The organism is Salinimicrobium soli (genome assembly GCF_048323655.1).
Taxonomy (GTDB): Bacteria; Bacteroidota; Bacteroidia; order Flavobacteriales; family Flavobacteriaceae; genus Salinimicrobium; species Salinimicrobium soli.
Genome location: NZ_JBLUWW010000002.1, coordinates 275,476 through 288,376, shown reverse-complemented (window position 1 = coordinate 288,376; position 12,901 = coordinate 275,476). Strand labels below are relative to the sequence as shown.

Genomic DNA, 12,901 nt, shown 5'->3' with positions numbered 1-12,901 from the left:
TTAATAAACCGGAAATAGCGGTTTTTCCAGTCGCAGCCTGGGTTTAGGTGAACAGTTTTAAAGGAGGCGGAAATAAAATTGAAATTTACTGCAACAAAATGCTTTGATGGTCGTCTTTAATATAGAGAAGTCCATTTTTTGGGAAATCTTTGTTCTATGTAGTATGTTTTACCAAGTAATATCTATAACAGAATAATCATCAATAGTCAATCATCAATCAATCTTTAAACGAGCAACAATGAAAAAACTAATCTTTCTTTTATTATTAATGACAGCACCCATGTTTGGGAAAGATCCTGTTGACCCTGTAATCCTGGGTAAAGTCACAGGAATAGTCATGGACAAAGAATTTAACGAACCTATTCCCTACGCAACTATTTCAGTGAAAGACAGTGCAGGTGCTATTGTGGAAGGCACTGTAAGCGCCGTTGACGGTACTTTTACCCTTGAAAAATTACCTGCAGGAAATTATACTTTCCAGATCCAGTTCATGGGTTACCGCACTTTTACAGAAGAAGTAACTATTTCAGAAAAGAAAAAGGATTTTGAACTGGGCCAGATCTTCCTGGAAGCTGAGATAGCTCAACTGGACGATGTAGAGATTGTCGCAGAAAGATCTACCATTGAACAACGCATAGACCGTAAGGTGGTAAATGTGGGAAAAGACCTTACCACGGCAGGCGCCACTGCCAGTGAGATCATGAACAATATTCCAAGTTTGGCTGTTGATCAGGATGGAAATATTTCTATGCGTGGTAATGACAATGTAAGGATCCTTGTAGACGGGAAACCTACCAACATTCCTGCTGCCCAGCTTCTCAAGCAGATCCCAAGTACTTCTATAAAAAGTATTGAACTTATCACCAACCCTTCAGCTAAATATAATCCGGAAGGTATGAGTGGAATCATCAACATCATTCTCCACAAGAACTCCAATATTGGTTTCAACGGAAATTTAAACACCGGAGTAACTGTTGGCGAAAACACCCGCTATACAGGATCACTTGATATGAACTACAGAACCGGAAAGGTAAATTTCTTCGGAAATTTTGGAACTAACGGAGGAAAGCGGGAACAACTGGGAACAATCCAGAACTTCACCAACAACTACACTGAAAAACTGCGGTTTGTGAATGATGGCAAATCCTATCTCTTTAAGGTAGGAATGGATTTTTATCTTGACGACAAGAATACTTTTTCCTTTTACACCAACCAGAACTATTATATGGGAGAACCTGTGGGACAGGCAAAAATTATTTTTGACAACCCTGCAGCCGGAAATATTACACAGGATTTCTCTTTAGATGACGACAATACCACCCGCACCTACAATTTCGTTTACAACCACGATTTTAATTCAGAAGGTCATAAGTTGATCTTTGAGGCTGATTACAGTTCAACTGATGAGGACGAGATCGCCCGCTTTAAATATTCCGGTGCCGGTGCCGGTGAGTTGGATTCGTATCGCGATGATGTAAAAGAAGAGTTTACCAATACTACCATCAACCTGGACTACGAAAATCCATTATCAGAAACTGCAAAACTGGAACTGGGTGCCGAAGCAAGGTTGAGGCGTAGCTCCAATGATTATCGCACGACGAATGCAAGCCTTGATAATGCACTTTACGATTATGACAATAACATATACTCCTTCTACTCCACTTTTGGGCAGAGTTGGAACAAATGGTCATACCAATTAGGCGCACGACTAGAAAGATATGAGGTGGAAGCGATCCTGGATAATGAACTTATATATGAAACTGATTATTTCACCCTTTATCTTTCAGGTTTCCTATCCTACAAATTAGATGATATGAAGACGCTGCAGTTAAGTTATGGCAGACGCGTAGACCGCCCCGGCCTTAGCCAGGTAAACCCGGTGAGGGAGTTTTCCACTCCAAGAATAACCGGCGTGGGTAATCCAGAATTAGACCCGCAATTCACCAATTCCCTGGAGTTGAATTACACTCACAATTTTGAAAAAGGGAGCTTTACGGGAGGTGTGTTCTACCGATTGATCGAAGATGAAATAAGTCAGGTATTATTAATAGATCCCGAGGATCCATCCCGTTTGTTACTCACATATTTGAACTGGGATGATAACACTGCTTATGGGGTTGAATTGAGCGGCAGATACAGACTTTTTCCCTGGTGGAGCCTTAATCCCAGCTTTGAATTGTACAGTAGTACCGAAAAAGGGGTTGTAGGAGAAGAATACCTGGAAGTGGAAGCAACTGCCTACAGTCTAAGGCTGAGCCAAAGCTTTAATGTTACCAAGAAACTTACGTTCCAATTATTTGGAATGTATAGAAGCAGCACCGATATGTTACAGATCAGCCCCGAGGAATTTTACTTTGTAAACGCCGGAGCGCGATATAGCTTCCTGGAAGATAAGGCCACCTTAAGTCTTAACTTTAATGACATTTTTGACACCCAGGAATTTAAGTTTACAAGCGATATTCCTTATGATCAAAGGGGTCAATTCCAAGGAGATTCCCAGACAGTATACCTTGGCTTTTCCTACAGGTTTGGCGGCGGAAAGAACCGCGCACTTTCAAGGAAACAGCGTGACGACAACACCAATAACAGTAGTGGATTATTTTAAATTTGTTTGAATTAGCCAAAAAAAACCGCAACGTTTTAAGTTGCGGTTTTTTATTTCTTCAGAAATTAAATTTTTGAAGACCCTTTATTATTTGGCTTTTACCATTTTAAGATTGCACTTGCCCAGGTAAATCCACTACCAAAAGCTGCCAATACAACGGTATCTCCTTCTTTGACCTTTCCTTCTTCCCAGGCTTCGGTCAAAGCAATCGGAATAGACGCTGCTGTGGTATTTCCGTATTTTTGAATATTGTTATACACCTGATCATCACTCAGCTTAAATTTCTGCTGAATGAACTGGGAGATCCTCAAATTCGCCTGGTGCGGGATGAGCATATCTATATCCTTTACTTCAAGTCCGTTAGCCTTCAGCCCTTCCATGATCACTTCTGAAAAGCGAACCACGGCGTTCTTAAAGACGAACTGCCCGTTCATGTATGGATAATAAGGTATGTCATCTCCCTGCGGATTTTCGGCAATGATCTCGGGTACCCAGTGCAAGGTACTTGGGCCTTTTAGCGAGAGTTCCAATGCGTGTTTACCTTCAGAATGAAGGTGTGTAGAAAGAATTCCCTGCCCGTTGTGATCGCTTCGGGAAACAACCGCAGCTCCTGCCCCATCCCCAAAAATTACTGAAACCCCTCTTCCACGGGTTGAAAAATCGAGACCTCCACTATGGTTTTCACTACCTATTACCAGCACGTTTTTATACATCCCGGTCTTGATATACTGGTCGGCCACAGAAAGCGCATAGACAAATCCGCTACACTGGTTTCGTACATCCAGCGCGGGACAGGTATTGATATCTAGTAGATCCTGCACCTGCACTCCCCCGCCAGGGAAATAATAATCTGGACTTAAAGTGGCAAAAACGATAAGGTCAATATCATCTTTTGTGATCCCGGCGCGTTCTATCGCGATCTTTGCAGCCTTCACTCCCATTACCGCCGTGGAGTTACCATCTCCTTTTTTTATGTGCCGGCGTTCTTTAATACCCGTTCTCTCCTGTATCCACTCATCACTGGTGTCCATGATCTTTGCAAGATCGTCATTAGTCACCACGTTTTCTGGAACATAACTTCCTAAACCGGCTATTTTTGATTGATACATTTTAATAATAATTTAAATTCCTTTTATTTATTCTTCTTAAATTTAGTCAATTCCTAAAAATATGCCGCGCAATATATGAAAGATTAACTTTTTACTATTCCTTTTAAAACCCATAAAACATAATTTTTATGAAAAAACCATTCATCTACTTTTTACTGCTTGCTATGCCCTTCTCTCTGTGGGCACAAGAGAAATTAACTTATCAAAAACCCCCTAAAGAGATCCTGGACCTTGTCGATGTCACCCTCGCCCCCTCTACACTTGTAGACAGCAAAGGTGAAAATATGGTCTTCCTTTACCGGGATCCTTATAAGAGCATTGGCGAATTAAGTGAAGAAGAGCTCCGCCTGGGAGGCCTACGTATTAATCCGGCTACAAACATTGGAAGCAGGACCAATTATTATATGAATATTAAGGTAAAGCAGATCAACGGAAAAGAACCCCGGCAGGTTCAGGGACTTCCGGAAAATCCAAAACTTGCGTATTTCAACTGGTCGCCCGACGAGAGTAAAATGGCTTTCACACATACTGCTGACACAGGCGTGGAACTTTGGGTACTTGACCTGAAAACCGCACAGGCAAAAAAATTGACAGATGCCGTGGTCAATGCAAACATGGGTAATCCCGCCGACTGGTTTGAAGACGGAACTGCCTTGCTGGTAAAAATGCTTCCCGGAAACAGGGAAAAACTCATCAATACAAAAACAGCAGTACCAACCGGGCCTACGATTTCTACCAGCGATGGAGAAAAAGCTCAGAACCGGACCTATCAGGATCTTCTGCAAAATCCGAACGATGAGCACAATTTTGAACAACTGGCAAAAGCCAGCCTGCACAAAGTTTCATTGGACGGAAGTTCAGTAGAATGGAAAGATGCAGCCATGTATAGCGGCATCAGCTTTTCTCCTGACGGGAATTATGTGATGGTGACCACTGTAAAAAGGCCTTTTTCATACCTCGTACCATACTACCGCTTCCCTTCAGAAACGGTGATCTATGACAAAGCCGGAAACAAGGTGAATACTGTGCTTGAGGTTCCTTTGACCGAGGTCCTTCCGCAGGGATTCATGGCAGAGCGCGAGGGAAAAAGAGATATGCGCTGGCGAGATGATGAGCCCGCTACTTTGGTCTATGCCGTGGCTTTAGATAAAGGTGATCCTGAAGTGGAGGTGCCTTACAGGGATCAGGTATATATGCTGAAGGCTCCATTCCAGGGAGACGGAACTCCTATCTTGAAAACACGTAATCGTTTCTCCGGAATTCTTTGGGGAGACAAGAACACTGCAATTGCTTATGACTACTGGTGGAATAATCGAAACACCAAGACCTACGTTTTTGATCCTTCCAATCCTTCCAAAGAGCCAAAGATCCTGTTTGACAGGAATTACCAGGATAACTACAGCGACCCAGGAAATTTTGTTACTCACAAAAATAAATTTGGTTCAACCGTAATTTCTTTAAAAGGAAAGACGGCATACCTGATGGGGCCCGGCTATTCTGAAGAAGGGCAATTTCCTTTTGTTGACCAGATAAATCTTGAATCGGGAAATACAAAAAGGTTATATAGATCTACTTACACTGACAAAAAAGAGACCCTGGTGGAAGCTTTGGACATAAAAGACGGAAAGATCCTGGTGCAACTTGAATCTCCTGTTGAATATCCCAATTATTACATCCGGAATATCTTTCAGGATAAACTCACCCAGATAACCGATTTTGAAAACCCATTCAAAGCTTTACAGGGAGTTCATAAAGAGGTGATCACTTACAAAAGAGACGACGGACTGGAATTGAACGCCACCCTTTATCTTCCGGAAGGATATGACAAAGAGAATCCGGAGAAGGCTCCCATGATCATGTGGGCGTATCCGCGGGAATTCAAGGATAAACAGAGTGCATCTCAAAACACCTCCAATCCAAATGAATTTACCTATCCGTATTATGGTTCTCCAATTTACTGGGTGACCCGGGGATATGTGGTCCTCGATGATACTTCTTTCCCAATTGTTGGGGAAGGTGAGGTGGAGCCGAATGACAGTTTCCGAAATCAATTGGTGGCAAATGCGAAAGCTGCGATCGATGCTGTTGACAGCCTCGGCTATATTGACCGGGATCGCGTGGCCGTAGGCGGGCATAGCTATGGTGCCTTTATGGTGGCAAACCTGCTTTCACATTCCGATCTTTTTGCCGCCGGAATTGCCCGAAGCGGTGCTTACAACCGAACCCTCACTCCTTTTGGTTTCCAAAGTGAGGAACGTAATTACTGGGAAGCTCCTGAGATCTATTATACCATGTCTCCTTTTATGCATGCAGATAAGATGGACGAACCTTTGTTATTGATCCATGGGGAAGCCGATAATAATTCAGGAACCTATCCCATGCAAAGTGAACGATATTTCAATGCTTTAAAAGGACTGGGAGCTACTGCAAGGTTGGTGATGCTACCAAAGGAAAGCCATGGGTACCGTGCAAAAGAATCTGTGTTACACGTGCTTTGGGAGCAGGATCAATGGCTGGAAAAGTATGTGAAGAACAAAGAAAAAGAAGAAGAAATGGTAAACAGTATTGAGGATGCAACTCCCGAGCTGAAGAACTAAACTTTTCCTCTAGAAATAAAAAAAGCCGGATCTTGAGATCCGGCTTTTCTTTTCTCTCAAAAATGGGTTTTTCTACAGGAATTTTTGATAGTCATTGATCTTTACTGTGGCTTTCAGATCATTCAACAGACTATACAAGCCCATAAAAGTGCGGCTGATATACAGAAAATGTTCACTTCCGCGATTGGTATTGAACTTTCTAAGCTCTCCATCTTTGCTGTATCTTTCACTCAAGCGCGCGATCTTCTCGAGAAACGTATTATCAGAAAAATCGAATTCTTCCGAATTCAGCGGTTCGGTAAACAAGCTAAGCATCTGGAAGTACATTTCAGAAAAATATTTTCGCTCCTTGGGAGTGTCTTCAGCTTTTAAGATCTCCAGCTCATGTAAACGCTCATTAAGTATTTTTGGATCTTTGAAATTCTCATCACGAGTAAGTTCAAAATACGGCTGGTAAAAATCTTCAGGTATTCTTTTAATGCACCCAAAGTCTATAGCTATCAATGTTCCTTCTTTGCTTACCAGAAAATTTCCGGGGTGTGGATCGGCGTGAACGGCTTTGAGGCCATGCATCTGGTACATATAAAAATCCCAAAGGGTTTGACCAATTTGGTTGGCCAGTTCCCGGTCTTCATTCCGTTTTGCAAATTCACTCAGGTGCTCTCCGTGCATCCAGTCCATGGTTATGACCTTTTCACTGGAGAGTTCCTCGTAATACTTCGGAAAGACAAGGTTTGGCAAATGTTGACAGGCTTCTGAGATCTCTTTGCTCTGCTGCACCTCCAGAAGGTAATCGGTCTCTTCCAATAATTTCCCTTCTACTTCTTTGAAGTACTTTTCAGAATCCTTTCCCTGCAGGTTGAACATTCGGGTGGCAATAGGTTTTACCATAGCCAGGTCTGAGCTAATACTATCTGCAACTCCCGGATATTGAATCTTTACGGCCAGTTCTTTTCCGTCTTTGGTAGCTTTATGCACCTGCCCGATGCTCGCTGCATTGACAGAATTCAAAGAAAAACTGTCGTAGATCTCTTCCGGATATTTACCGTGATATTTTTTAAAAGTACGTTTTACGAGGGGTGCCGAAAGCGGGGGAACACTGAATTGCGCCAGGCTGAATTTCTCTACGTAAGCTCCCGGTAAAAGGCTCTTTTCCATAGAAAGCATCTGGGCCACTTTTAGCGCGCTTCCCTTCAGGCTTTTTAGTCCGTCATAAATATCGTCTGCGTTATTTTGATCTAACTCCTCCCGGGTAAGGTCAGCGTTCAATGCCTTTTTGCCGTAGTATTTGAGGTAATTTCCGCCGATCTTGATCCCGGTTTGCACCATCTTACTCGTTCGACCGATCTTACCTGTGGGTATTTTATCTATTGTTTTCATAAAATTATATAATAAGAACCCGCAGAACAGTTTGTAGGGGTAACTGGCTGCGGGACTAAAAACGAGCGGACTATGCCATTTTTTCTTTCCATAAGAACTTACCAAAGTCCAGGACTCGTTCTAAGGGGGTATTGTCAAATATTTCGAAGACCGTGTTAACCGATTTTTCAATGGCAACATCGGTGCTTTCAAATCGGGGTGAATTGTCATCCATCCAGAACTTAAGCAGGAACAGCATTTGGATCCAGGCTCCTTCAGCAAAGATCATTTCAGACTGCTTTAGAAGTTTCACCTGTTTACTTTCATTGGCGTCCCTGATCAGGTCGCGGGCAAAACCTTTGACCTGCTTACGTAAACCTTTGAGTTGTTCCATATTCTTAAGAGGTGCTTTGTGCCTTTTTAAAGCAAAAAGTACATAGCTCCTATTCACACTCAACAACTCAAAAAAGGTAAAATAAAAGGTGAGCATTTTCTCCCTGTTGCTATAGGCTTCATATTCCTTGCTTTTTTGGAGCATGTTCATAGTATGCTCAAAAAACAGTTCCCAGATCCCCTTTTCAAGTGCACTAAAACTTCCAAAGAACTGGTAGAAATCTTCTTCCTTTAGATCATGATCTTTACAAAATCTGTAAACTGTACCGGGAAATTCCTCCCGTTCTAATACCTGGTCCATGTAAAGACTTATTAGATCATCTTTAGTTAGCTTTTTTTCCTTCTTTTCTTTAGTCTTTTTTACAGTTGCCATGTCAATCAATTTGTTGTCTTCACAAAGTTACATTTTTGTTTAAATATTTCTGTAATAATTTAAACAAAACTATGTTAAACTTTTTTGCTTCCTTCTTTAGACGGAAAAATAAGCCAAAAATTACGGGCTTATGTCAGTTTGTCAGCGGAACCGTCTTGGTATTTTTTTTGCCCTTTGGAGGCTGAAGAATAATATAAACGTTTACCAAAAACACTTTAATATATGGCAACCGGAAACATTAATGTATCTGTTGAGAATATCTTTCCTCTTATAAAGAAGTTTCTCTACAGTGATCATGAGATCTTTCTTCGGGAATTGATCTCGAACGCGACTGACGCGACTCTTAAATTAAAACATCTTACCAGTATTGGTGAAGCAACCGTTGAATATGGTGATCCTAAGATCGAGGTAAAGATCGACAATGAGAAAAAGCAGCTTCATATCATTGACCACGGAATTGGGATGACCAAAGAAGAGGTTGAAAAATACATCAACCAGGTGGCTTTTTCAGGAGCAGAAGAGTTCCTGGAAAAATATAAAGATTCCGCAAAAGACAGCGGGATCATTGGTCATTTTGGTCTTGGTTTCTACTCTGCCTTTATGGTAGCCAATAAAGTGGAGATCCTTACTAAATCTTATAAAGACGAGCCTGCAGCTCATTGGGTGTGTGAAGGTACTACAGAATTCACTCTTGAAGAAGCAGACAAAAAAGAACACGGTACAGAGATCATTCTTCATATTAATGACTCTGACAAAGAATTTTTAGAAGAGAATAGAATTGAACAGCTGTTGGTGAAATACAACAAGTTCATGCCTATCCCTATCAAATTCGGAACAAAAGAAGAAACCCTTCCGTTACCTGAGGATGCACCTGAAGATGCCAAGCCTGAAACCAAAGAAGTTGATAACATCATCAACAACACCAATCCGGCCTGGACAAAACAACCTACAGATCTTGAAGACAAAGATTATAAGGAATTTTACAGGGAACTTTATCCAATGCAATTCGAGGAGCCTCTGTTCCATATCCACCTGAATGTTGATTATCCATTCAACCTTACCGGGATCCTTTATTTCCCTAAGATGACAAAGGATATGAATATTCAGAAGGACAAGATCCAGCTGTATCAAAACCAGGTCTTTGTCACTGACAATGTGGAAGGCATCGTTCCGGAATTCCTTACCATGCTGAGAGGGGTAATTGACTCTCCGGATATTCCGTTGAACGTTTCCCGTTCATATCTACAGGCAGATGGTGCTGTTAAAAAGATCTCCAGTTACATCACCCGGAAGGTAGCAGACAAACTGAAGTCACTTTTCAACAACAACCGTGAAGACTTCGAGAAGAAATGGAATGATATCAAGATCGTAATTGAATACGGAATGCTTTCCGAAGAGAAATTCTTTGAAAAATCACAGGCCTTCGCCCTTTATCCAACTGTTGACGGTAAATATTTCACTTTTGAGGAGTTTGAAGAGAAGATCAAAGATAACCAGACTGACAAGGATGGTAATAAGGTGATCCTTTATGCTTCCAATGAAGATGAGCAGCACAGTTATATTGAGGCAGCCAAAGAAAAAGGTTATAAAGTATTGCTTCTGGATTCACCGATTGTTTCTCACTTGCTTCAGAAAATGGAAATGGAGAAAGAGAAGATCTCTTTCGTTCGTGTAGATGCTGATCACATTGACAACCTGATCAAGAAGGATGAAGAGAAGCTCTCCAAACTTTCAGATGAAGAAAAAGAAAAGCTGAAAGCTGATTTTGAGAGAGTGGTACCAAATGAAAAGTACACCATTCAACTTGAAGCAATGGACAGCAATGCAGCGCCGCTTATTATCACTCAGCCTGAATTCATGCGAAGAATGAAGGAGATGCAACAGACCGGTGGCGGTATGTTTGGAATGGGTAATATGCCGGAGATGTACAACCTGGTGGTAAACATAAACCACCCGCTGATCTCTGATATTCTCAACACCAAAACAGAGAAGAAACAGGACAGATTGATCAAACAATCCCTTGACCTTGCAAGGCTTTCTCAGAACCTCTTAAAAGGGGAAGAATTGACGGCCTTTATCAAGCGAAGCTTTGAAATGGTAAAGTAAGATCTCTTTTGATCTAAAATATAAAACCGCTTCACCAGGGTGAAGCGGTTTTTTTATTGTCTTCAAAAATGTCTTTTTTGGATCCTTTTAATTTGTAGTTGTCTTTTCAGTTTTTCTCCAGTTACGCCACAGGTTGCAGCATATTTCTGAAGATAGTACTAAAGAACTGCGGAATGTCGTATGGTTTATTGATGATATCATTCATTCCTGCACTTAGGATCTCTTCTCGCATTTCACCCACCTCAACCGCGGTAAGCGCAATAATAGGAATATTGGTATTGAACTTTCTCACTTCCCGGGTGGCTTCCATTCCGTTCATCCCCGGCATATTGACGTCCATTAACACAAGATCGATCGTTTCATTCCTGATGATCTCGAGGGCTTCTTCTCCGCTACCTGCCACGCGACATTCAAAGTCTCTTTTTAGAAGGATACGTTCAGTCACCACCTGGTTAATCCGGTTATCATCTACTATCAAAATTCTTTTGACAACTTTTTCAGCCATAGTTTCCGGTTGACCTTCACTAACCTCAACCACCCGGTCTTCGCCAATATCAAATGTGATCACGAAACTGAATACGGCTCCTTTTCCTTCTTCACTTTCCAATTCGATCTTCGAACCGAACAGGTCAAGTAACTTTTTAACGATAGGTAATCCCAGTCCGGTGCCCTGATAGGTTTGGTTCTGAGATTTAAGTTGTGAGAATTCCTCGAAAATATCTTCCTGTTTATCTTTTGGAATACCGGACCCTGTATCTCCCACCTCGAAATAGATGCGGCACTTATTTTCCTGACAGGATCTTCTCTCTGCTTTTACCCAAACCTGGCCATTCTCGGTGAATTTTACGGCGTTCCCGACAAGGTTCATCATGATCTGGGAAAGTCTCATGGAATCACCTATAAGCGTCTGTGGGATCTCGTCATCTATCTGTAACTGGATCTCGTTACTGTTAAGATTCCCGGTGGTTTCAAAGGATTTTACAATTCCCTGGAACAACTCCTGAATATTGAAGCCACTGTTTTCAAGATGCACCAGATTGGATTCCATCTTGTTCATTTGCAATACATCATTGATCAGGGCCAACAGGTAATCTGCCGAGAATTTCAGGGACTTGAGATCTTCCCGCTGTTTTTCATTCTTATTGTCTTCTAAAAGAAGGGAAGTTAGTCCCACTACCCCATAGAGCGGAGTTCGCAGTTCATGACTAACAGTTGAGAAAAATCGGGTCTTTAGCAATGACAACCGCTCTGCTTCTTCTTTAGCGGCAATAAGTTCTTTGTTCTTTTGCTCCTGCTCTGCGATTAGCTCTTTTCTCACCCGGTTATTCCTGTACAAAAGAACAAGGAATACAAACATGACGATCAGGGAGATCACCATGATAATAGTGATCTGCTGTGTTTTAGCTATTACTTCATCCTTGTAGAGCTGCTCCCGCTGGGCAGTTGCCAGATCTCTTTTATATTCTTCGGTCTGGAACCTTCCGTAGACAGCTTCCCGCTGCAGGTTCTTCTCTTTCTGAAATATTTTCTCCCTGTACTTCTGATGTTTTTCCAGCGCGAGGTAAGCCTCATCAAAATTACCGCTCTTAAAAAGCATTTTTGCATACTCTTTATATGCAAAGGAAACCTGCACCAGGAGATTGTTCTTTTGTGCGACTTCAAGAGCTATCTCGAAATGATCTCGGGCTTCTTCGTATTCTCCACGCCCTGTATGATACATTCCGAAAAGTGTGAGCAAGTTGCTTTCACTTTCTTTATCATCCTGTGCTTTATTCAATTTCCAGGCCTCTTTCAGGTATGGCAGGGCTTTTTCACTTTTGCCATTCTCGAGGTAGGTCCAGGCGATATTGATGATCGGGATAAGGGCTTCTTCCGGCACTTCAAGTTTTGATACGAGCTCAAGAGCTTTTTCATAACTGTCCAGGCCTTCCTCTATGGTCTCCTTGTCAACGGTAAGCACATTACCCAGATTGTTGTAGGCATACCAAAGAAGGGTGTCATTTTCGCTCTTTTTAGCGAACTCCAGAGCCTTCAGGTAATTTTCTTTTGCACGAAGGGTATCTTCAAGGACCTCATATGTAGTTCCCAAGCCGTTATACCCCACATGTAAATTGTAGTAATCCTCTTTAGGAGAGGCAAGTTCTATAAGCTTCCATGAATATTCCAGGGAAGCATTGAAATCGTAACTATCGTAAGCTTCGTTGGCAGCCTTTGCAATAGTCTCGATACTGTCTTTATATGTCTTCGGAGGCTGTTGTGAGTACAGTTGAAGACAAAAGAGAAGACCAATAACAGTGAAAAAGTAGTTCTTCCTCAAATTAACGCGGTTAGATTAGATGGCTGCAGGGCTTCGCAAATT

General features: G+C 41.9%; 7 protein-coding genes. 3 read left to right on the top strand and 4 right to left on the bottom strand.

The window, feature by feature from the left end; all coding sequences use genetic code 11:
- Positions 1–238 precede the first annotated feature (238 nt).
- The gene (locus ACNORC_RS06755; RefSeq protein WP_418334861.1) at positions 239–2,605 is read left to right on the top strand and encodes a TonB-dependent receptor; all 2,367 of its coding nucleotides are present in this window, start codon (positions 239–241) and stop codon (positions 2,603–2,605) included.
- A 98-nt stretch (positions 2,606–2,703) separates the two neighbouring features.
- Here the strand turns inward: ACNORC_RS06755 and ACNORC_RS06750 are convergent, their stop codons facing one another.
- On the bottom strand, positions 2,704–3,714 hold the full coding sequence (locus tag ACNORC_RS06750; RefSeq protein ID WP_418334860.1) for a 3-oxoacyl-ACP synthase III family protein: 1,011 nt from the start codon (positions 3,712–3,714) through the stop codon (positions 2,704–2,706).
- A gap of 128 nt (positions 3,715–3,842) precedes the next feature.
- Here ACNORC_RS06750 and ACNORC_RS06745 point away from each other — a divergent pair, with 128 nt between their 5' ends.
- Positions 3,843–6,311, top strand: a complete 2,469-nt coding sequence (locus ACNORC_RS06745; RefSeq protein ID WP_418334859.1) for a S9 family peptidase — start codon at positions 3,843–3,845, stop codon at positions 6,309–6,311.
- Positions 6,312–6,383: 72 nt separating this feature from the next.
- Here ACNORC_RS06745 and ACNORC_RS06740 read toward each other — a convergent pair whose 3' ends face one another.
- Both ACNORC_RS06740 and ACNORC_RS06735 read right to left on the bottom strand, forming a co-directional pair.
- Positions 6,384–7,691 (bottom strand): ABC1 kinase family protein, encoded by a 1,308-nt coding sequence (locus ACNORC_RS06740; protein WP_418334858.1) that lies wholly within the window; start codon positions 7,689–7,691, stop codon positions 6,384–6,386.
- Positions 7,692–7,761: 70 nt separating this feature from the next.
- Positions 7,762–8,436 (bottom strand): TetR family transcriptional regulator C-terminal domain-containing protein, encoded by a 675-nt coding sequence (locus tag ACNORC_RS06735; protein WP_418334857.1) that lies wholly within the window; start codon positions 8,434–8,436, stop codon positions 7,762–7,764.
- Positions 8,437–8,658: 222 nt separating this feature from the next.
- Here ACNORC_RS06735 and htpG point away from each other — a divergent pair, with 222 nt between their 5' ends.
- Entirely contained in the window at positions 8,659–10,542 is a 1,884-nt protein-coding gene (gene htpG, locus ACNORC_RS06730; RefSeq protein WP_418334856.1) for a molecular chaperone HtpG, read from the top strand.
- 121 nt (positions 10,543–10,663) lie between these two features.
- Here htpG and ACNORC_RS06725 read toward each other — a convergent pair whose 3' ends face one another.
- On the bottom strand, positions 10,664–12,859 hold the full coding sequence (locus ACNORC_RS06725) for a response regulator (protein ID WP_418334855.1): 2,196 nt from the start codon (positions 12,857–12,859) through the stop codon (positions 10,664–10,666).
- Positions 12,860–12,901 lie beyond the last annotated feature (42 nt).

Coding starts and splice junctions, on each gene's coding strand:
- ACNORC_RS06755 (WP_418334861.1), top strand. CDS start 239: ATGAAAAAACTAATCTTTCTTTTATTATTAATGACAGCACCCATGTTT.
- ACNORC_RS06750 (WP_418334860.1), bottom strand. CDS start 3,714: ATGTATCAATCAAAAATAGCCGGTTTAGGAAGTTATGTTCCAGAAAAC.
- ACNORC_RS06745 (WP_418334859.1), top strand. CDS start 3,843: ATGAAAAAACCATTCATCTACTTTTTACTGCTTGCTATGCCCTTCTCT.
- ACNORC_RS06740 (WP_418334858.1), bottom strand. CDS start 7,691: ATGAAAACAATAGATAAAATACCCACAGGTAAGATCGGTCGAACGAGT.
- ACNORC_RS06735 (WP_418334857.1), bottom strand. CDS start 8,436: ATGGCAACTGTAAAAAAGACTAAAGAAAAGAAGGAAAAAAAGCTAACT.
- htpG (WP_418334856.1), top strand. CDS start 8,659: ATGGCAACCGGAAACATTAATGTATCTGTTGAGAATATCTTTCCTCTT.